At 55.7% G+C, this 20877-nt stretch carries 23 protein-coding genes and 1 pseudogene; 21 read left to right on the top strand and 3 right to left on the bottom strand.

Annotated features, from left to right (window positions below; all coding sequences use genetic code 11):
• Positions 1–348: 348 nt before the first annotated feature.
• Positions 349–633, bottom strand: a complete 285-nt coding sequence (locus J1G35_RS24445; protein ID WP_053140378.1) for a DUF3077 domain-containing protein — start codon at positions 631–633, stop codon at positions 349–351.
• An 838-nt stretch (positions 634–1471) separates the two neighbouring features.
• Here J1G35_RS24445 and J1G35_RS24440 point away from each other — a divergent pair.
• The 16 genes from J1G35_RS24440 to J1G35_RS24365 all read left to right on the top strand — a co-directional run bounded on the left by J1G35_RS24440 (position 1472) and on the right by J1G35_RS24365 (position 13801).
• Positions 1472–2827 (top strand): site-specific integrase, encoded by a 1356-nt coding sequence (locus J1G35_RS24440; protein ID WP_223016243.1) that lies wholly within the window; start codon positions 1472–1474, stop codon positions 2825–2827.
• Between the two features lie 1273 nt (positions 2828–4100).
• Positions 4101–4268: a hypothetical protein gene (locus tag J1G35_RS24435; protein WP_223016242.1), complete on the top strand. Its 168-nt coding sequence runs from the start codon at positions 4101–4103 to the stop codon at positions 4266–4268.
• 1 nt (position 4269) lies between these two features.
• Entirely contained in the window at positions 4270–4569 is a 300-nt protein-coding gene (locus J1G35_RS24430; protein ID WP_218819888.1) for a helix-turn-helix domain-containing protein, read from the top strand.
• Positions 4566–5084, top strand: coding sequence for a Rha family transcriptional regulator (locus J1G35_RS24425; protein ID WP_262417404.1), 519 nt, complete (start codon positions 4566–4568; stop codon positions 5082–5084). Before J1G35_RS24430 ends, J1G35_RS24425 begins: the two co-directional genes overlap by 4 nt.
• A 472-nt stretch (positions 5085–5556) precedes the next feature.
• On the top strand, positions 5557–5874 hold the full coding sequence (locus tag J1G35_RS24420) for a hypothetical protein (protein ID WP_262417403.1): 318 nt from the start codon (positions 5557–5559) through the stop codon (positions 5872–5874).
• 106 nt (positions 5875–5980) lie between these two features.
• Positions 5981–6268, top strand: a complete 288-nt coding sequence (locus tag J1G35_RS24415) for a hypothetical protein (RefSeq protein WP_223016241.1) — start codon at positions 5981–5983, stop codon at positions 6266–6268.
• Positions 6261–6488 (top strand): hypothetical protein, encoded by a 228-nt coding sequence (locus J1G35_RS24410; protein ID WP_223016240.1) that lies wholly within the window; start codon positions 6261–6263, stop codon positions 6486–6488. Before J1G35_RS24415 ends, J1G35_RS24410 begins: the two co-directional genes overlap by 8 nt.
• The gene (locus J1G35_RS24405; RefSeq protein WP_223016239.1) at positions 6485–7366 is read left to right on the top strand and encodes a toprim domain-containing protein; all 882 of its coding nucleotides are present in this window, start codon (positions 6485–6487) and stop codon (positions 7364–7366) included. The genes J1G35_RS24410 and J1G35_RS24405 overlap by 4 nt, the downstream gene beginning before the upstream one ends.
• On the top strand, positions 7353–9146 hold the full coding sequence (locus J1G35_RS24400) for a DUF927 domain-containing protein (RefSeq protein WP_223016238.1): 1794 nt from the start codon (positions 7353–7355) through the stop codon (positions 9144–9146). Before J1G35_RS24405 ends, J1G35_RS24400 begins: the two co-directional genes overlap by 14 nt.
• A complete protein-coding gene (locus J1G35_RS24395) occupies positions 9136–9483 on the top strand; it encodes a hypothetical protein (RefSeq protein ID WP_223016237.1) in 348 nt (115 codons plus the stop codon). The genes J1G35_RS24400 and J1G35_RS24395 overlap by 11 nt, the downstream gene beginning before the upstream one ends.
• Before the next feature lie 323 nt (positions 9484–9806).
• Complete coding sequence (locus tag J1G35_RS24390) at positions 9807–10415, top strand: hypothetical protein (RefSeq protein ID WP_223016236.1); 609 nt, start codon at positions 9807–9809, stop codon at positions 10413–10415.
• A gap of 105 nt (positions 10416–10520) precedes the next feature.
• Positions 10521–10901, top strand: coding sequence for a hypothetical protein (locus J1G35_RS24385; protein ID WP_223016235.1), 381 nt, complete (start codon positions 10521–10523; stop codon positions 10899–10901).
• Between the two features lie 8 nt (positions 10902–10909).
• Positions 10910–11488 (top strand): tail assembly protein, encoded by a 579-nt coding sequence (locus tag J1G35_RS24380; RefSeq protein ID WP_223016234.1) that lies wholly within the window; start codon positions 10910–10912, stop codon positions 11486–11488.
• Positions 11485–12069: a tail assembly protein gene (locus J1G35_RS24375; protein ID WP_223016233.1), complete on the top strand. Its 585-nt coding sequence runs from the start codon at positions 11485–11487 to the stop codon at positions 12067–12069. The genes J1G35_RS24380 and J1G35_RS24375 overlap by 4 nt, the downstream gene beginning before the upstream one ends.
• A gap of 43 nt (positions 12070–12112) precedes the next feature.
• Positions 12113–12547 carry a hypothetical protein gene (locus tag J1G35_RS24370; RefSeq protein ID WP_223016232.1) on the top strand — a complete coding sequence of 145 codons (435 nt, stop codon included), beginning with the start codon at positions 12113–12115 and terminating at the stop codon, positions 12545–12547.
• Between the two features lie 147 nt (positions 12548–12694).
• Positions 12695–13801: a hypothetical protein gene (locus tag J1G35_RS24365; protein ID WP_223016231.1), complete on the top strand. Its 1107-nt coding sequence runs from the start codon at positions 12695–12697 to the stop codon at positions 13799–13801.
• Between the two features lie 167 nt (positions 13802–13968).
• Here the strand turns inward: J1G35_RS24365 and J1G35_RS24360 are convergent, their stop codons facing one another.
• On the bottom strand, positions 13969–14745 hold the full coding sequence (locus J1G35_RS24360) for a hypothetical protein (RefSeq protein WP_223016230.1): 777 nt from the start codon (positions 14743–14745) through the stop codon (positions 13969–13971).
• Between the two features lie 523 nt (positions 14746–15268).
• Here J1G35_RS24360 and J1G35_RS24355 point away from each other — a divergent pair.
• The 3 genes from J1G35_RS24355 (at position 15269) to J1G35_RS24345 (ending at position 17908) form a co-directional block, all read left to right on the top strand.
• The gene (locus J1G35_RS24355) at positions 15269–16318 is read left to right on the top strand and encodes a DUF262 domain-containing protein (RefSeq protein WP_223016229.1); all 1050 of its coding nucleotides are present in this window, start codon (positions 15269–15271) and stop codon (positions 16316–16318) included.
• 17 nt (positions 16319–16335) lie between these two features.
• Positions 16336–16971 (top strand): hypothetical protein, encoded by a 636-nt coding sequence (locus tag J1G35_RS24350; RefSeq protein WP_223016228.1) that lies wholly within the window; start codon positions 16336–16338, stop codon positions 16969–16971.
• A 325-nt stretch (positions 16972–17296) separates the two neighbouring features.
• The gene (locus J1G35_RS24345; RefSeq protein ID WP_223016227.1) at positions 17297–17908 is read left to right on the top strand and encodes a hypothetical protein; all 612 of its coding nucleotides are present in this window, start codon (positions 17297–17299) and stop codon (positions 17906–17908) included.
• Positions 17909–18268: 360 nt separating this feature from the next.
• Here the strand turns inward: J1G35_RS24345 and J1G35_RS24340 are convergent, their stop codons facing one another.
• Entirely contained in the window at positions 18269–19087 is an 819-nt protein-coding gene (locus J1G35_RS24340) for a hypothetical protein (protein ID WP_223016226.1), read from the bottom strand.
• A 277-nt stretch (positions 19088–19364) separates the two neighbouring features.
• On the opposite strand from J1G35_RS24340, the gene J1G35_RS24335 reads away from it, so the two are divergent.
• Together J1G35_RS24335 and J1G35_RS31060 are read left to right on the top strand one after the other, a co-directional pair.
• Complete coding sequence (locus tag J1G35_RS24335) at positions 19365–20102, top strand: hypothetical protein (RefSeq protein ID WP_223016225.1); 738 nt, start codon at positions 19365–19367, stop codon at positions 20100–20102.
• 570 nt (positions 20103–20672) lie between these two features.
• Positions 20673–20876, top strand: a pseudogene (locus tag J1G35_RS31060) (AraC family transcriptional regulator); the annotation flags it as partial.
• Position 20877 lies beyond the last annotated feature (1 nt).

Raw genomic sequence — 20877 nt, 5'->3', positions numbered from 1 at the left:
CGGGGGTGTTCAGGGTTATACCGAAAAAAACGCCCCAGGCCGAGGCGCTCTTCTATGGGAGCCGGGCTTGCCCGCGATGGCCATAGGTATCTACACAACTTGGGCTCAACGCTGAACGCCCGGCAGATAGGGCTGTTGTGGCGAGCGGGCTTGTCCCGCGTTGGGCTGCGTAGCAGCCCCAAAACCAGCCTCTACAGAGTTTCTGACACACCCCGTTCTTCTTTACTGGGGCTGCTACGCAGCCCAACGCGGGACAAGCCCGCTCGCCACGGGGAGATTTGTCAGGGTCTGAAAAGTTGTGTAGATACCCATGCCGCGATGGCGCCTGCCCAGCCAGCACAGCCCTTCTTATTGCCCGGTATTCCCAGGCGACTCCAACACCTTCACCACATCATCAATCACCGCCTTGCTCATCTCCTGCAAATAATGCGACGCCCAGGCATAACGGTCCGTCTCCTTGGTCATCGCTGCATCTTCAGCGAGCAGCTTGGCAACGTGGAGCAAGTCGGAAACGTGATGCAAGGCTTCATGCAGGGAAACACCGCTGTTGACGCGGAACAGAGGTTGGTCGGAGTGAAAGGAGAACGGGGTGACGCCGAGGGTGGTTAACGCAGAGGGATTTGGAGCGGTCATCGGTAAAACTCCCATATCGAGTGAGAGCTACCACGTTCGTAATCAAGGCGAATGGGCGGCGTGGTTAGCGCCTGCATCAAGTCGGGTTCTCAGGCCCGGTCGCTGAGTGTGCAGCGACGGCGGGAGGTTAGCGTGGAGGAGCGTGGGGAGCAATCGGGAAAATAGATCGATTGATTTTCAGCTCGTTCTGAAAGGTAGCGACCAGGTGTCGATGCCATTATTTGTTTTATGGATACGCCATAATTATTGGCTACCCATAATTTCGTATAAATGCTCGAGCGGACGTGACACCCGGTGGCTTCTTGGCCCTAGGCCGTATCGATCATGAGTCGTATGAAGAAACTGGGGCGATTAGGGGCGCGACAATTGAGGTCGGAACTCAGTTTACTGGGCCGTCTTTGTCAGATGGGTAGCGCTTGAAGAGCCAGCTCAGGAAATGAGTTTGGACATTTTGTGGACGTTTTGACGAAAACGATCGACCAATTTTCCAATGATTGTTAAACCCCAGAAACCACAAAGCCCCGCATTGCGGGGCTTTGAGATATGGTGCGGCACCAGGAGTCGAACCCGGGAACTACTGATTACAAGCCGTTTGCTCTGAGGCTTCACCCCACTTCATCGAGTATCACTTGTTTCTCTTGGTCTAAGTTTTACTTGGTCTGTAGCCAATTCGGTGTCTTTCTATGTTTCACCTGTTAGCGTACCTTTGCATGAGAAACGGGGAACGGATGGGGAAAACGGGGAAAGAATGGCTAAGCGTACGCGAATGACCGAGATGGAGGCCTATGCGGTAAAGACTCGTCAGTCGGAGCCGGTCGGCTCTCGCGGAAAGGGGACTTTGCTGCTCGAACGTAAAGCTTCCGGAGCTATTCAGGCTTACTACCGGGAACGCACATCGGACAGCGACAAGCGGCTGCCTCTCGGGACGCTCGCGAAGAAGCCGCGTGTGGGTACAGACGAGCAGAGCTTGGATGGTATCCGTGGTGAGGCTTTGCGAATTTCAGTTGAGGCCGCTGCCGCTGGCGGTATTGCCAAGTACTTGGAGCACATCTCGGTGCAACAAGTAGCGGCCGCGGCTAGTCGTGCAGCCACAGCCGCATTGGAAGAAGCGGAACGGCTAGAACGTTTCCGCCTCGACGAAATTGAAGCGGCCCGCGGAAGCTTTCACGATTTGTTCCTGGATTACATTGAGTCGCGCCGCGTGAAGGCGACACCAGGCGTCGTGAAGGAGTTGGAACGGCTGCTCAAGACGAACATGCAAGAGCCCCATCCAGAGGTAATGCGGATGAAGGCCCGAGATATTAGGGCTGACCACATCCTCACCATTCTCAATCCGATCTGGGAGCGCGGCTCCAAAGTGCAGGCGGATCGTATGCGTTCGTTTCTGGTGGCGGCATTCAACCATGGGCTCACGGCTGAGAGTGTGGTCGGTCGCTCCAATGCGAAGACCTATAGCCTTGAGATCAACCCTGCAGCAATGGTGAAGGTCGATAAAGTCTCGGCCCCTGTCGAACGAGCCTTGTCTGATGCAGAGCTGAAGCAATTCTGGGAGACGGTTGAGGATACTGACGGTATCGGTCCGGTTATGGCACTGTTATTCAAGTTCGTCATATCAACGGGCGGCCAGCGGATCAAGAACCTAATCGAAACCACTTGGGCGGACTACGATCTGGACGCGGGTACGGTGCTATTGATTCACCGTAAAGGTAGAGGTGGCCAAACCCTGAGCCGACCGCACCTGGTACCGCTCTCTGATCGAGCCATTGCCATAGTGCGGCAAGTTCGGGAAATCAATGGGGATCATCCATGGCCCTGGACTACACATGGTAAACAACCTTTTGTGATCAGTAGCCCGACCCATGCCGTTGCAGACTGGCTGGATTCCAAGCATGCGCTAATCGCTGGCGGGAAGATCCCGACGTTCTCCCCGAGAGATTTGCGCCGCACCTGTACACAGCTAATGCAGAAACATGGGATTGATGATCGACTGTCGGATCTTCTTCAAGCTCATGGCCAAACAGGTGTCGTTTCTCGACACTACCGAAATAATCCCGAAGCGGCGCTGCCAGAGAAACGTAAAGCTATCGAGCTCTTTGACCGAGCTTTGGCTAAGGCTTTGGGGGAGGTCACTGATACGGGCAACGTGCTTTCCATCTCGCGCCGGAAAAAGAAAAAACCCGATGCAATGTCGTGAATGTCGTGCAACTGATCCGAATCTGAAAAAGAAAATCCCCGGGCCATGCCCGAATCTTGTCGCACATAGGGCACCACCATCAGTCCGCTGCTGAATCCCCGTAGTACGCGCCCTACAGCACATTTCAGTTCCGCAAACTCTGCTCAAAACACGCTGAAACTGCGAATAAGTGGGAATAACAGCGAATAAGCGGGAATAAACAACGTTTAGTAATACGGTACGTTGTTAGTTTGGTAGTTTGAGCTGGCGAGATATGTCGCGACACGGTTTCTTAATTCAAATTTTGTGTCGCGACACTGCGATTACTTAGCGCAGCTGCGATTTCCGCGCCACGTTTTACTTAGCTTGTGTTTCGTGGCGCGCACGACAAAACACTGGGGCAATCATCGTCAAAATATCATCGTCAAATCGATGCATAATCATTGCTTGAACCTACTGAGGCCCTCATAAGTCCCTCTAAAACCCCCGTCCGTAGCGCTTCATGAGCGATCCGACGAACGGTCATTGCGATGATTTTGGGTGCTCAGGGGTGCTCAGGGGTAAGCAAGAGACAGTAAGTTTAGCGTTAGAGATGTACGGGGATAGTTATTGCACACAGGTGATTCAAAAAATCTGGTTGATGTTTTTCTAGCGGCAGTTAACATGCGACCACGGCTAGAGCTTTCTAACAACAAATGAAACGCCATAGAACATCAATGGCTGGAGTTAGAATCGCTGACGGTTGGATTATCAGACAAAGAAAAGCCCCGGACGCTACCAACGCCGGGGCCTGTTCGGGAAAGACGCTACCAACGTCCTCTGCATACCAGCTAGGCCAGTACACAACCCCGAGGGGAGAAGCATTTTGACGGGCTTCTAAGTGATTCAGTTAGGCTAAAAGCGCCTAATTGGTTCACGGGCGGACTGTAGTACCTGCGGGAATATTGCGCAACACTGGTGTCCTATACAGGTGCTGTGTTTCCGATGACTTGCCACCTTTCGACCTTTTTTCAGGCGCTGGTGGCCTACAGAGCGCTCCTCTCGGTTTTTCCAGCCTTTGGAGATTCCGTGAATGGCACAAATAGCAACCCGCAGTACCGATGTACCCAATCTGCCCATACCTGGTGCACGCGCTACCGCTGCCCAGCTCTGCGCCAAATACCAAGTCAGCCGCGCTACTTGGTGGCGCTGGTCCAAGACTCCCGGCTTTCCCGCTCCTATTCGCTTCGGTCGTTCCGTCCGTTGGGAGCCCGAGTCTGTGGAATCCTTCCTGATCAGTCAGGAGGCATAACCAATGATGACCAATCAACTCTGCGCTGATGCGGGGACAGGATCGCTTTGTCTGAAAAAAGCGGCTTTACCCCTTCCTGTACCCTTAAACGCTTTGGTGCTTAATCGTCGTTTAGTTTGCCGCCATCAATTCGTCCATCCCGAAGCTGACTCTGATAGTGGGGTGGCCTGACATGGAAAAGATCCTGCATTCCGAGAAGAGTTGCTCGGCGCAAAGCATTAGCGACACCAGTGGTAGTGCCCAGCGCATGCGCCTTTTGGCTTACCTGCATCTGCATGGTTCGATCAACACCTTCCAAGCCATCATGTTTCTGAACATCCTGCGCCCTGGTGCGCGAATATCTGAGCTGCGTGCGCAGGGGCACGGCATCGTTACCCACCTGGGTACGCTGAAGGATGATCAAGGCCGCGATCACCAGAAGGTTGCGACCTACTACCTGAGTACTGGCCCAGTGCAGAAGGTGGCCTCATGACAACCAAGATCATTGAGCCGATGGGTGAGGGTGATCCGGGAGATCCTCACATTGCCGTGACTGATTACCAGGGCGAACCTCGCGTGGATAGCCGCCAGCTCGCGAAGCAGCTGGGAACCAAGCACAAAAACCCAATGGCGCTGATCGAGCGCTACCTGGCGAAGTTCGAAGAGTTCGGGGTTGTTCCGTTTCAAACGGAGAAACCCTTGGCCGGAACCGCTGGTGGTAGGCCGGAGCGCTTCGCCCTGCTGAACGAAGATCAAGCGTTCTTCCTGCTGTCGTTGTCCCGCAATACCGACCGCGTTGTGGAGCTGAAAGCGAGCCTGATCATGGCGTTCCGCGAAGCACGGTATGGGAACGCCTGCCAGACGCTGGAGGCCCGCAAGAAGGAAGCCAGCAGCAGTGGCCGCCGGTTGGCTCACTGGCGCTATGAAAAGCCGGGTGTGTACGCGCACGTTGCTCATCTGAGGGAGCAACTGAAGCTGCCGCTCGGTTTGGAGGACTTCCGCCCATGACAGCTATGCTCATGATCAGCGATAAACGGTCGATAAGTTTTGTTGCAAGCAGTCGTGGTCGTCGGTATGGTTTGCCCGTCGCTGCAAATTCAGCGATCGGGCTTGGCCGCTCGAGGAACGTTAGGCGCAATAGCGCCCCCATTACGATTGCTGGCGCTTTTTTTGTGCCCGCAGTTACGTGTTATGGCGGGTTGCGTGGGGACACCTTCGGGTGTGCCGGGTTCCTAACGTCCCGGTCGGCCAACCCCGCGCAACCTGCCACCCTAATTCGCTTGGCCGCGAACGGTGGCAGTTCCTCAACGTTAGGAGCTACACCGATGCCTACCCTAAGTCCGTCCGCGATTCGCGCCTTTGCTCATCGCCGCATGACTCTGAGCGCCCTCCGCGCAAACTCATCACTTTCTGTTCGCCTCGCCCGTTACAACTCCCACATGACCATCGTTCGCAAGCTGGAGCATTCCGGAGGTGCGGAATGATCAACGCCAGCGAGGCCCGCAACACGAGCAGCCCGTCATCAGCCTCTCAGCTGCCGTTACCCCACTACCTGCTGGACGAACAAAGCGCCTCGCTGGCCGAGTTCATCGCCGCGGAGCGACGTCACGCAACTCGCTGGTGGACGCACCTCAATGAAATGCGTCGGCGCAATGAGCTTCCTGAATGGGTGGCGGCGGAGATCGGTACGCATGAGGAACACGACCGCATGCTTGATAGCCGGAAAGCCGTCAATCAAGCCCTATTCGGATCGGACGATCTGGGCGGCGATCAGCCGTACCGCGGGGTAGCCCTATGAACCAGCCAGAGCGCTCACCCTCGATCCTATTTATCAGCCTCACTTTTTTCTTTCAGCAGCCGTGTACTGACGCGCAGCGCCGACGCCCTGATCTAAGAGGTTAAGCATGAAAATTCAAAACGGCGCATCTGCGTCGACGGGATCGGCTTGCCCGAAAAAAGCCACAGAGCTTTGGTTCGTCACCCACCCGAAGGTGCCCAAGGCTTTGCTAGGGCCGTTCTTGAGCGAGGCCGACGCAGAGTGCGGGCGCGTAGTTATGCGTAGTGCTGGCGCTCAGGTAACGGCCTGCCTAGTTGACGGGATCGACGACATCACCGACTGGCACGGCGTGAACAACGGTCAAGTTTGCCGGGCTTTTGCTGGCGCTGATCGCCGGGAGGTCAGCCATGGGTAACGTCACCCCCATCAAGCGCAAGGGCAGTGGCGGCCCACCCGCTGCTGGCGCTTATATCGACAGCGCCAGCTATGTGCTGCTGGTGGAAGCCCTGGTTGGCTTCCTGGAGCTGCGCATCTCGGAAGGCGATCAAGGCCGCCACTGCGATGAGCTGGAGCGCCTGACTCAGAAACTGGAGAACTTGGCCAAGCGGTTTACCCCGCCGAAGGGGGCCGCATGACGGACGCAACGATCCAATTCCGTGATGCCCTCCAGGCCATCTATGGCCCTCTCGACTGGCTGCCAGAGCCCGACGGTGCAATCCACCGGTTCCGTGTGCCGGAGGATAAGCCCGGCTCGCTCAACGGGTGGTATGTGCTGTACCTGGACGGCATCGCATCCGGCGCGTTCGGCAGTTGGAAAGCCGGTTGCGCCAGCACCTGGTGTAGTCGCGAACCGGTGGACGCTCGCGAAGCAGCACAAATCCGCGAGCGGGTTGATCTAGCACGGCGCCAGCGCGAAGCCGAACAACACCAGCGCCAGCAGCAGGCCGCCGAGAAGGCCAACCACTGGTGGCGCAATGCGCGCCGCGCCTCACCCGACCACCCGTATCTGGTAGCCAAGGCCGTTCGCTCCTACGGCCTGCGCCAGCGTGGCACTGACCTACTGATCCCGCTGTACCTGGATGGGCGCTTGGTCAATCTGCAACGAATTGCTCCGGACGGCGAGAAGCGCTTCCTGTTCGGCGGCCGGATCAAGGGCACCTATTCACCGCTGGGCATCATCGAGCCAGGTTCTGTGCTTTGCATCTGCGAAGGGTGGGCGACGGCCGCCAGCCTCCACCAGCACGGCGGCTATGTCGTTGCCGCTGCCATGAACGCGGGCAACTTGATCCCAGCGGCGATGGCACTTCGCGCTCGCTACCCGGGCCAGCCAATCGTCATCGCCGGCGACGACGACCGGCTCACCGATGGCAACCCGGGGCGCGCAGCGGCAAACGCCGCGGCGGCGGCCGTGGGTGGCCAAGTGGCTTTCCCTGAATGGCCGGAAAGCGCCCCCGATGACCTCACCGACTTCAACGACCTCGCCAACTGGAAACTCGCCCATGTCCAAGCCTGACACCAACGTGATCAACCTTCGGACGGACGCCGCGACCATTGCGCCAGATCGCCCCTGCTGGGCGGTGTATGAGCATTGGGTAATCAATGAGAAGGGCCGCAAGCTGCGCCCGGGCGTTTACTGGCATAGCTTCAAGCGCGCCGGCGCTGACCAAGAGGACGCCGAGGGCGATTCCGGCGACCGACCTATCACCGATGAGTGGATCTCCAGCCCCGTCACGGTCGTGGCCCGAACCACCAACAGCGACGATGGCAGCGAGGGCCGGTTGCTGCGCCTGGTCACAGAGGGCGGCATCAAGGAGTGGATCATCGCCATGGAAGTGTTCGGCGGCAGCGGCGAGGACGCCAGGCGCGCATTGTTCGGGATGGGCGTCATCATTGCCCTCAAGAAGCGCGGCACATTTATGGAGTACCTGCTCGACCAGCATCCTGCAGAAGTGTTTGCCACCACCAGCCGGCCTGGCTGGCATGAGTCGGGCGCGTTCGTGCTGCCTGGGCGAACCATCGGCAGCGCCAATGTGCGGTACCAGGCCAGCAACAAGGCTCAGGTACTTTTCAGCCGGCGCGGCGAGCTGGCGCTGTGGCAATCGGAGGTGGCCGCCAAGTGCGCGGGCAATCCTGTACTGACATTGGCGATTGGCTGCTCGCTGGCTGGCCCACTGCTGAGTTTGGTAGGCGTGCTGGGCGGCGGTGTGCACCTGGTGGGCGACAGCTCCAGCGGCAAGTCGCTGGCGCAACTGATCGGGTCGTCGGTATGGGGCGACCCGGGCGTGTTCGCCGCCAGTTGGGACATGACCAAAGGCGGCCTGGAGATCGAAGCGTCGAGCCGCAATGACACCATCCTGCCCTTGGATGAGATCAAGCGCGCCGACCCCAAGCGCGTACAGGAAATGGCCTACTCCCTCGCCAACGGCCAGGGCAAAGGCACCATGACCCGCGAGCGCGAAGGCCGCGCCAAATTGAGCTGGCGCCTGCTGACACTCTCAAGCGGCGAGCGCTCTCTATCCGAGCACGCGGCCATATCCGGCAATGCCGCACACGCTGGCGCCGAGTTGCGCATGGTCGACGTGAACGCAGGCACCCGCACACACCGGGCCTTCGACGAGTTACACGGGCTTGAGGGTGCGGACTTCCACCGGCAGCTCACCGTGTCGGTCGGCTCCCACCATGGACACCTCGGACCGGCCTTTGTCGAGAAGCTGCTCGAGAGCGACGACCGGGCCGGCCTGCTGGAAGATTTCGCCGGGGTACGCGCCAGCTTTGTGGAAGACAACGCTCAGGCCGGCCGGGTGGCTGATCGGTTCGCCGTGATCGCGCTTGCCGGCGAGATGGCCATCGCCTATGGCCTGCTGCCATGGGTGCCGGGTACCGCCCTAGCCGACTGCCGTTTGCTTTACGGCGAATGGCTCAGCAGGGTGGGCAGCGGCAACGCCGAGGATCGGCAGATCCTGGCGGGCATCCTGGACTTTATCGACCGCCACGGTAGCAGCCGCTTTTCAGATGTCGACGATCAAACGCCTGACACCAAGGTGTTCAACCGGGCCGGTTACTGGGAGCTGGTGGGCACCAACCGTCTGTACCTATTCAACAAGCCGGCGCTCATCGAGGCGGCTCAAGGCTATGGCCTGTCTCGCATCATCAAAGCCTTGGAGGGGGCTAACGTCCTTGCGCGCCGCGACAACGAACGTAAAACCAAAAACTACCGACTCCCTGGTGGTGGCCAGGCGCGTCTCTACGTGATCGACCCAGACGTCATCGATCGTGAAGGCGGTGGCGTATGAACGTCACTCAAAGACCAGCAATCCAGATTGCCCAAGTTCACAGGAACCTAGAATCACTGGCAACAGTGGCAACACCGGCAACGGCCCTGTGTGGCGTGGCTTACAGCCGTTGCCACCCTATAAAAAAAGTGGCAACAACTGGCAACGCACACCTCATTTTGAACATAAGAGACCCGCACTTTCCCTTCATTTGCTTATCACCGTTGCCGGTAAAAAACCGGTGGCAACAGTTTGGCAGCATCGGCAACGCGTGGAGGTCACGGTTTACGGGGCTGTTGCCATTGTTGCCGCTGTTGCCGGTGTTTTTGAGATCACAGGAACATTGGATCAGCAGTGATCGGGTCGAGGTGACGGCATGAGCCTGCTTTCCGGTCTCCTCGATCACTTGCCGCCAGCTATCGCCGGAGTCGACTCGCCAAAAGTGGATAGCCAGCCTCGCCCGCGCCTAGTGCTGGACAGCTCTGTCGAGCGCACTCCCCGGCTCATCACAAACCCAAACGCAAGCGCCGCCACCGCCACGCCCGAATGGCGACACGCCCGTGACCAGTACCTCAACCACATTATGGTTTGTCGGAGCTGCTACGCGCCCAACGGCCGCCATTGCACGGCTGGCGCCCACCTGCGTGCCAGCTACGACGCCACACCTATGGAGGCGCACCAATGAGGCCCAGCCTTATCACCCGCTTGTGCAACATCGGTATGAAACCCGGCATCAGCGCCGCCACGCAGCTCATCACCACCCGGCGAATATGTCGCGCCATTGCTGACCAGCTCGACGTTATCCGCGGTGAACGGCGAGCCCTACGCCGGCAAGCGGGAAAGCTGAAAGCGTTTCTCCCATTCACCCGGCAGACCATTGCGGAACTGGAGGAGCAGGCCAGCGAACATCAGGAGGCTGCTCGCAGCGGAGCGTGGAGCGCACTAGCAGGGTTTGGCCAATCACTAATGTTGGACCGCGAGGGGCTGGCGCAGACGCTGGGCTTCGACCAGATGTGCGACCTGCTGGGCGTCAACCCAGTACATCGCCATCGGGCCAGCGCAGACGGTGATACCAGCCTCCGCGGAGTGGCGTACCTATCCCAGCTAGAGGACAGCGCCGACCGCAAGAGCGACGAATGGGGCGCCGGTGGCCCGCTGTATCAAGCCTGCCACGCCGCCATGATCCGGTTCATCAGGCAATGTCCAGAAGATCAGCTGCCCGACCCATTCGCCCCTGGTGCGCCGTTCGGCCCGAAGCTGCCGCCAGCCCTCAGCATCGTCGGCAACTGACCATTTTCCGCGCCACGTTTTCGTGATTCGCAAAACGTGGCGCGACACCGAGCAACACCACCGGGCAGCAGCCCATGACCAGCGCCAGCGGCGCACAGAGGAAACATGACTGACCACGACAACAACACAACGGGCCACACGCCCACCTATCAGGAGCGATTCACCGACGCATGCAACACACTTAAATTCAAACCCTACGAGCTGATTCAGGGGCCGGACGCAGGCTACCTGGTTTGGGAGGTCCAGCACGTCCGCAATGGCCAGCAAGTGACCATCGACGGCCCCTACTTCACCGAGGAAGAAGCCCGGGTTTCGGCGGACCTGATGCGGGGCACATTCCGCGGCGCCAGGGCAAGCGAAACGATTTACAACCGGGTGTGGAACTACGACCCGCGCCAGGAACAACTGACCATCGACCAGGCGCATATGTCGCGGGCAGTACTCGCCATTCGCCTTGGGCTACCTGCCCCTTCGATCACCGTATAGGAGGCCACATGGCCGCTACCGCATTCGATAACTCCCCTATGACCACCATCAAACTCTACGGACAACTCCGGCAGTTCGGCAGGTCCTACGACCTTGCCGTGCGCACGCCGGCGGAAGCCTTGAAAGCGCTATGCGTGCAGATTCCTGGCCTTGAGCGATTCATCTCAAACGCCAGGTCGCGCGGACTTGTATTTGCTGTTTTCCGAGGAAAGAAAAACATCGGGGAGAGTGAGCTCAATTATCAAGGCCATGGCGACATCATTATCGCCCCCGTGATCGTCGGCAGTAAGCGGGCAGGTATCTTGCAAACGATCATAGGGGCCGTACTGATCGTTATGAGCCCTTTCACAAATGGCGCAACACTTGCGCCCGGTATCGCACTGGCCGCCGGCGGTGTAATTCAGATGTTGAGCCCGCAAGCCCAGGGCTTGAAGTCTAGCGTCGCGCCCGAGAACACTCCTGGTTATGCTTTTGGTAGTGCAAAAAACACCGTGGCATCAGGCTTGCCCGTGCCTCTTTGCATCGGCCGCCGCCGCTGGGGTGGCGCGATCATCAGCGCCGCCATCTATGCAGAGGACCGGGTATGACCGCGATCAAGTACACCCCAAAAACAACCATCCTACTCAGCGGCTCTTTGGCCAAAAAGTACGGAAGGAGACACACCTATGCGCTTTCCGCTCATGGCGATACGAGGGAGGCATTGAGAGCAATCGATGTAAATCACCCTGGGTTCTTGGGCGACATCGCCCGAGCACGCTCTATCGGCCTGGAGTTCGCAATTTTCCGCAACAGGAAGAACGTAGGCGAATCCGAGTTGACTCTCGGCGGGGCCAGGGAGATACGGGTTGTCCCCGTGATCACCGGCAGCAAGCGTGCAGGGATACTTCAGACCATCATCGGAATTGTGTTGATCGTGGCCAGTCCGTTCACCAACGGCGCTACGCTTGCCCCAGGGATCGCTCTCGCTGCTGGAGGTGTTATCCAAATGCTCAGCCCCCAGGCCGGCGGCCTCAAGACCAGTGCCGCACCAGAGAACACCCCCGGGTACGCCTTCGGCAGCGCCAAGAACACCACTGCATCGGGTAACCCGGTACCGCTCTGCTACGGAAGGCGGCGGGTGGGTGGCGCGATCATCAGCGCTGCAATTTATGCCGAAGACCAGATGTAGGGGGGCTGGTGTAAAGTGATCCATCAACCCCGGAGGAAGAAATATGCACAGGATTTTGCTCGCCACCGTCACCTTCACACTACTGGCGGGATGTTCAAGCACACCAGTAGCGCCTGGCTCTGCAAAGCGGGTGCCTGCCGACCGGGTCTACGCCTATCAGTCAGACGTTCCGGGTGGTGCGACACTGGCAGTTAGTCGAGACAACGGTTTTTGGGCGTCTGGCGGCTGCATGGCCACCGTGCTCATCGACGGAAAAAAGGTCGCCCGCATCGACACCGGCGAAATTGTGAAATTCAAGGTCAAGCCAGGTCGGCATATCGTTGGCATTGCCGGCGATGACGAAGGCAACGGCCTCTGTGCAATGCAGATCGGTCAGCCCGTGAAGGAAACGGCAGCCGAGGTCAGCCCAGGAGAAACCCAAAAATTCCGAATTTCGGGTACTCAGAACGGAACGGACATACGCCCAAGCTCCATTTAACTGACTGATCGAAACAGACGATCTGGTCTCACTCAGACCAAATCGTCTGTTTCGTCACCTCGCTGGTAACCACGCTGGTAACCACCAAAAGTAACCACTCTGCTTAATCGTAATCCCTTAGCAACCACATGCATTCAGAGGCAAAACATGGAAGCTCAAGCCTATCTTCGGGAGCTGAACACCCAGCTCACCTACTTGTTTGAATATGCGCGAAAAATTAACGAGATAGACACTGCTGCTGCCCTGTTCGCTGAGTTTCGTGGCATTCAAGATGCCGGCTGGAATACGATCGCAACCGCTATCGAGGTATTCGATGAGCTGAAAGTGCTTGGATCGAAGGGCGCCCCTCTGACTAGGCCTGAGCTTCGCCAAGTGCTATGCCTCTATGCGCATCTTGCCGAGGCGGGTGGTGTGTACGAGGGGCTGCTGAACACCATGCAGATCCCTCAGTTGAAGGCTTACAACCTCTGGCCGTTTCAAAAGCTCGTCCGAGTGCGTCCTGAACCCAGAGCTATAATCGGCCCAAACGCTAACGCGATGTTTCGGCACCTAGCACGGGTTGCGACTGAAATAGGGATGAGCAGCCTGGCGAGGTTGTTAGAGACCACCTTTCGGGACGACATCAGAAATGCCATAGCGCATGCCGACTACATTCTCGTTCCTGAAGGGTTGCGAGTAAGGCGAAGAAACGGAGGCCAGCCAGTCATTGTCTCCCACGCAGAGATCGGAGAGGCTTTACAGATAGCAATTTTCTTCTTTGAAATGCTCCAATCCTTCCAACAGGAAATTGCAGAGTCATTTCGCCCGGCCCGAACTATTGTTGGAAGGTTCAGCGAGAACCCACCCATGGCCTGGAAAATCGAATTATCCGATGATGGGAGCTTCTCCCTTTCTAGCGATGCGCCTGGCCCACAATACGACGAAGGGTATGAACGACAGAAGCGGATTAATGACCGTTTGGGCGGGCGTATGGTGGCGGCTTACATTGAACCAGGCGCGGACTTGCCACCCGGGCTCATTGCAGAGATCTCAACAATTGGATTTGAGGTTTTAATAGTGGAATTCGAGAGTGACGATCAATTTGCAGATCTTGTAGCTGAAGTAGAGAGGCATCAATTGTGGAGCCCAGGGCTAATTCCGGAAAATGATTTTGGAAGTGTGCTCATGTCGACACCTTTTGGATTTCAAAAAATCTCAAACGGGAAGCAATTCAAAGCCTCGCTGCCCGTTGTTGAAAAAGTTCTAGTGGCATGATCTACAGGAGTTCGGTTACTCGCTTGATGTCAGGCTTTGTCAGGTTCCACGCTGCCCCTATGTCAAGTTTTGACAAGTTTTCGGCGTGGACCAGATCACCTGTCAATTACCAAATGAAACCGCCTCTCCTGGTTACCATCCATCAAAGGAATATCCGGTCAGCACCATTAGATACCTAGGCGACGCCTTTCATCATCTGACAGTGGGTTTCTTAGCGCTTCACGATATGCCGCTTGGCATTTTTCGAAAAAAGGCCGGTGAAACACTTGAAGAGCTAGTCCAGCCAGTGCGCCAAACCTGACCCAAAATATATAGCGAACCGCACCTAGCGTGAGCGAACTGCGAAAGCTGGTAGGAAGCTGTGTTTTTGAATCTACAGGCACAATGAGCCCACCGTGCCCGGCGAATTTATGCTCACCAAACTGCTCATGAAAGGTTTCATATGTAGGGTCTGCATCGATATACAAACATACGGTGTTCCTACCCGCCCGGCCCAAGGCAAATTCGCTTAAAGCTAATGCTCGCGGGCCGCCAGACTCTGCAACGTGACAACAGAGGAGTTTGGCAAAGTAGCGGAATACGTTGAGGTACGGCGTGGAGGACAGATCATATTGCGGCAGGCTGAATACGGTTTCTGGAGCCTTACCTTTCGAAAGCAGCTCAGATACCAAGGCATGAAACCGGTCAAACTCGCGATCAGCAGCTTGGGTTTGAGTGCTATTACATAATGCACATATGCGAGCCGAGAAATGAAAGGCCTGGGACTTTGGACCTTGCGCGTCGCGGGGGACGCTGGTGCCATCAAAGGTGCCGATGACCATAGGCTCTCTGCCAAAGATCTTTCGTAAAGCAGAAGCTTTTACCTTGTGCTCTCCCGTGAGAGATTCAGGGGAGCCACACAGACAGCAGCGGTCAGCTTGATATGGTTCGAAAAAAAATCCCATCGGACGGCTCCTTGCGATCTAGAGATATTTGGAATTGTCGACGATTCAGGCTGGCCACTTGAAAGCGCAATGATAGTCGTAGATGGAGAGACTGAAGCTAGTCTTACCACTTGGGGCACACCTCTCAAGGGACTAACATTTGCTAACAGGCTGCGAGCGCCACCACCGGCTCCAGGCTGGCGTGATGTCAACATCGCGCCTGACCGCGCACTTGATCCGATGCTAGGTTCAGCGGCGCGCTGAATTGGAAGCAGTCAAGGATCAACAAGAAAATTCGGTGAGGGAACCTCCAGCTCAGTAGCCCTCGACCTGTCTGGCTATTAATGTGAAATACTCTCCATTGGAGGCCGATATACCTCGCGATCCGCGCGCGCGCCATTGAGCGCGATAGCCTCTATGCAGGATAGACGCCCTCAATACAACCAGGGCTCATACCAAAATGCAGATTTGAGCAAAGGTTGCGAATTTCGCAATCTGGTAGTACCAATGCCACCACAGAAACGACTATCAAGGACAGCTACGAATGAAGGTTGATGAAAGCAAGCTATCAATAGCAAATCTAAGGGACATGCTGGCTCGCGGAGATCTCGTAGCAAACCACGGATACCAGCGCTCGCCCGGTCTTTGGCCAAACGCGTCCCGAAGCTATTTTATTGATACTATTTTAGAGGGATATCCCTTCCCTAAAATTTACTTCCACGAGTATCTAGACAGGAAAACGAAGAGGGTAAGAACTGAAATTGTCGATGGACAGCAAAGAATTACCACTATTTATGACTTCCTAAATGATAAATTCGCCCTTGGCAAAAACTCCAACAACTACAGCGGAGCCAAGTTTTCCGATCTTGACGAAGACACACAAGACAAATTTATCTTTTATACGGTATCCACCGATGTGATTCGAGATGCGGGATACTCGGAAATACTTCAAATGTTCCGAAGAATGAACGCCTATACGCTTCCGCTTAATGCCGCGGAAAAGCGTCACTCTGAGTTCTTTGGTGAATTCAAAGACTTGATAACTAGAGCTTTAGATCACACCCAACTGCTGTATGAATGGGGGATTTTTACGACTCGTCAGATTGTTAGAATGAACGACGCTGCGTTTATTGCAGACCTCGTACTAGCCTTACAAGAGGGCATTACCAGTACTAGCGATGCAAAACTCCATGCATTGTATAAAAAATACGACCAGGTTTTTCCGGGAAGTGAACAGATAGAGGAGGACATTAGCCGTATTTTTGAAGTCATTGCCCAAGATCTGTCGGGAATTAGAGGGTCGTATCTCACAAAACCTCACGCGATTCACGCGTTATTCTGCGCCATCTACCACAACATGTTTGGTCTGCCTGGATTTGAGCAGGCCACAGGACTTCCCCCAGTTGGCCGAGCTATAACCTGTCCGCCTGACCGAGCGGTCGGAAACCTTCTAGAGTTGGCCGCTGCCCACGAAAGTAAAGACATGTCTCGTTTCCCTGCATACGTTGAGGCAATGAGTAGCGGTACAAACCGCGAAAAACAACGGATGGAAAGAACCCTTTCTATGTGCAAGGCTCTCAGAGACGAGCTTTAATGGTCGGACGTTGAAAAATGGACTTGGAAAGCATTTACTTCCGATTTGAGCTACAGATAAATCGTTCCGAGAAACATTTTAGGGATGCGCTTATAGCAAACAATAAATCGAACAAACATTATCTTCTAGAGGGGATACTTTCCAGTGCGTGGCAAACATATTGTTCCTTCGCAAGGCAAGTCACCATCTATTCATCTCTAGGGTGCAAAACGGCAAATGGTGTAACCCATGCAGCATCAATAACACCTGCTATATGGCAGCGCGCATCGTACATAGCTCTGAGGGCAGCAAAGGGTGCTGCCATTAAGACTACGGATCTCAATGCACTTTTGATAAAAGAACCCACCTGGGGTGATAGCACCAAAATATCAGATATTGTAAATGCGCTAAGCCCGGGTAATGGTGGAACTTTAAAAGGTTATTTGGCAGGTGGTTTAACTGGCCCAAAGCATTGCCAGCAAGTTAGGAATGCCTGTGCCCATCGAAATCATCAAACCAAAGCTGACCTAAAGACCCTGGCACCTTTTTACATTGCATCACCAGTCGTCCATCCGACAGATGTGATGACTTGGAGAGATCCTCAGAGTCAAGAATTCGCTTTTCTATCTTGGACCGATGACATGAAAACCATCGCACAAGGCGCGGTGCGTTAATTTAGATAGGATAATTTGGGAATGGCTAAGCGTCCGCTATGGTCGATTTCTGTTTGTCGACAGCAGTGGTCAAAGGGTCGAATCCTGCCGGTATCCGCCCCGGTATCCACAGATGGATGCTGATCCAAACTGGATACGATGGCGGTGCCAGGCGCGGTGACTGCCATCAGTGACGACTTTCGCGGGGGTCAACTGTTCGTCCAATCCTTCTCGGAGGAGCACACCACGGGAGGAGCCAAATGCTGCCGATCCACGCGGTAAAGCTTTCCCGCCTGTTATATTGCCGGGCATCTGACCAGCCCAACCCAATACAAGGAATGTGAATGTGAAGCTCGTCCCTGTCTTTTTACTCGCCCTACTGGCATCTGGCTGTGCCACCGGTCCCGCCGTCGAATGGGTGACTGTCCGAAACACCGACAAATTCACTGATAAATCGAGCTGCGCGGTCACGGTGGGCACCTATTACACAAGGGGCGGGATATACACAGTCAGCAATCAATACTACCCATACATTGAGGTGGTAAATGGCGACCTACGAGTGGGCGTGAAAAGCGGCGGCCGTTTCCTGATCCCGGTCGGCGACGTCCAGCTCAGAGTCGATCAGAACAAGGCATGGACGATAAGCACCAGCGAAACCCCGCTGGACTATGTGCCAGAGGGTCAGCTCAAAGCGATGCAAGCCTACGCACCGAAAGATCCCCAGCAGCAACAAATAGTGGAAAACGCCTACAAGACGGCGATGGATGCTACAGCACGGTCCATGTCGCCGTTTACCGCGTCAACGGGCGAGAAAGCACAGTCAATTCTCAAAGAAATGCGATCCGGCAAGACGCTTATCTATCGCACTGTAGGCCTGAATCAAGCGGCATCTACGACCGGGGAATATGTACTGGACCAGTCGCTGGAGGTCGCGTTGCGTCAGTGCGGCATCCAATAGGCGCAGGCATCCGCGGTTCTCGCGCATTGTTTCGCGCACGCCCTTCGCGCACCTAGTCAATGCGCGAAACCCTCCCCAGGTAAGGTTTCACGCACCCTTCACGCAGCATATTCACGCACTGGGCCGCGTGATGGCCAGGCGGGATGTAACCGGTTCGGCCTCAGCGACCGCTCACCATCGGAATGCGCAGTAACTGCGCAAATTGCGCACAGGAAGTACGCAGTTCAGTACGCACGGTTGGTGCGCATTCGGGGCGTAGCGGCAGTAGGTTCGCACTGAGGTTCGCAACAGCCAATGCGAACCATGGTAGATCTGCTGGAGACAGAAAACATTAATAAAAATGAACATCAAAAATCAGGATTAGCGCAAAAGCTTTATCATAGTGTCGGGATAATTTGTTACTGCTTCATACTGGTGCTGTTGGATATTAGAGGCTTGAAATGACTCATCGTATGGAACACATACGGCAAGAACGCTGTCATCTCCGCCGAGATATATCGCAGACATAGGCTCGTGGAGTTCAAATGACATATCGAAAAAAATATTTGCTACAAGGCCGTCAAAATAAAATCGATAACTTTGCAAAAACAGCTCTTCCTTTTCCACCTCTAACTTAAACGGGAGCTTCATTTTCAACGGCCCAAGGTTGTGTCTGGGGCCTAGAGAAGTAAGCTGCGTCAGCTGAACAGGCAGGAAGCTGAGTGGGTAGGGATTTTTGTGCAACACCATAAGTCGCAACTGCTCTAGCTCATTAGCCGGAAGTTGAACATGGGCGTTTTGAGGAAGATTTGAAGCTGCTGCCCGCCACAAGATACTCAGGAAAAAAACCCTTAGGTTCAGAACATCCAAGCCTGAAACGGTGCGAAGCCCAAATTTCTCACCTGGATTTGGAGCTACCTCTTCCTGAACATCGCTATCGCCAGACCAACCGCTCCAAACCAACTTCCCCTTTCGTAGTTCAATAGCAGCCGAGCTATCTAGCTCAGAAAGAACATCTTCACCCTTGCGAACTACAAGAGCTCGATCGTACCAACTAGTTGGTCTTCTGGTCGGACGACCTCCTGGTGTGCCATCAATGAAATACTGCCCCTCACTAGGGCCGGAAAAGCACAGCGGAATGAGGTGTGATTTGACGAATGTTCCAGTCTTTAATGTCAGCTTGCAGGTACCTATCGCCACGATCCATCTCCTTGGGGTCTGACTAATCAAGGATGCCTTAAAAACACAGCCAAATAAATGTACGGATCGGCAATTCAGGTGCATCTATCGTTGATAGGCTGGGTATCAAAAGTGGGGTATCAATACCTGGCTTCCACTTTGGTTTCCACCAAAAGCAGGAGTTTTGACTGGCAAACTGCGCGCTCGCCGGAATATTGTCTGGCTGGCCGGTGTAAGGCGTTTACCCTCAGTGGGGAAAAACTCATGATTGAACATCGGAAACTTTAGAGAGAACAAAATGCCGAGTATCGTTTGGGGCCGACATCCTCAAGAGGCCTATGACAACCCGTATGAGCATGAAGCCCAACGGCAATTCCTTAGGGAATGCGATGCCCTGCTTCGAGAAATAATCAAACGCCTCAGGCCGCACACGCTGAAATACCATCGCGACGAGCAGTCGCTGCAGAAGGCGACTTGGCTAATCACCATGGACTTGCTGGCATCACTCCTAGACTGCGTGGCCTTACTGAAGGAGACACGACACCGCCCAGTTGCGCGAGTCTTCCGTGACGCAGTTGAAGCGATCGACGTGATGCGCTATTTGCACGCGGAATCCCCAAAGGCCGAATTGGCTTTGAAGAAGTGGTACGCGAACGATACGATTTCTCATGGCGAAATCCGGAAGCTGATCGAAGCATTAGACGGGGTAGAAGCGGCTACTGAGCGCAGGGTCTTCTATCAGGAACTGTCCAAATTCACCCATCGCACTTATCGGGCACTTCTCCACAGTGTTTCACTCGGCCGGGACGAACTCATGGTTCACGACAGCCATGGTTCCGGTTTTCTAGTTCTGCCACAAACCATTGCCGCCTACATGGCCGTGCTGGGGGACATAACGATCCAGGCGACTGGAAGCGTCAGCTCAACCGGACTGCTCTCCTCTGATGAGGTGGTGGAAGCATGGGGTGTGGCCTTGGAGATTCATACGGTCCCACGGCGCTTCGCAATGCGTGTAAAACCTGGCTCTCCACTTTGACTACGCTTTGACGGAATGCGAGACAGGCATCAGACCAAAACCACGCCGGGTGGGCGTCTGAGGCTTATTGCGTGCCCAGCCCGTCAAACAAGCGCACCGTGGCCGCTGATACCCCTGACAGACCCCAGACGAACGCCGCCCTTTCGTCCCTCCTATCTTTTACCTGACCTTTACCGAATCGCTGCCCAATGTGAGACAGGCATGAGACGGATTCAGCGAATGTGGCCGCCTGAGAGCCAGTAGCGGCCCCTGTGGGCGTGGCTCACGCATTAGGTGCGGGGAAATCCCGTATCACATCGCCAGGCCAATTTGCCGCCGGCAGACGCAAACCATGTAAAGGTGATTCCGGGCATTCACGGCGCCGGTGCTACGCTCTCTCGAAACACGGAGAGTCGCCATGACGGATACCAAGCTGATCGCCAGCCTGTTCGATCGCCTCAATCAAAACAGCTCGCACTGGGCGCCGCAGTGGAGGAGCTTTCCAACTGGGTTGAACAGCGCGGATCGGCAGACATTGCCAACAACGTGCGCGGCGCACTGGAAACGCTCGACGAGAACCTAGAGGTGCCCTACCGGCTCGACGAAGTGGCACCGCCGGTGATATGCCTGGTGTCGCCGAGCATCGTGCTGGAGGCCCAAGGGGCTAAGCAGATGTGGGCGGGCGGCGAGGGTTTCCCCTACGACACGGGGCGTTTTCTGGTGACGTCGCTGGACCTGCCGGCCAACTCCGAAGTCACCCTGGGCAGCCCGGAGCAGCCTTGCCTGGGCCTGAGCG

It is taken from the genome of Pseudomonas sp. SH10-3B (assembly GCF_019891415.1).
Classification (GTDB): Bacteria; Pseudomonadota; Gammaproteobacteria; order Pseudomonadales; family Pseudomonadaceae; genus Aquipseudomonas.
Note: the sequence above shows the minus strand (reverse complement) of the source record. Positions and strands in the feature narration are given on the sequence as shown.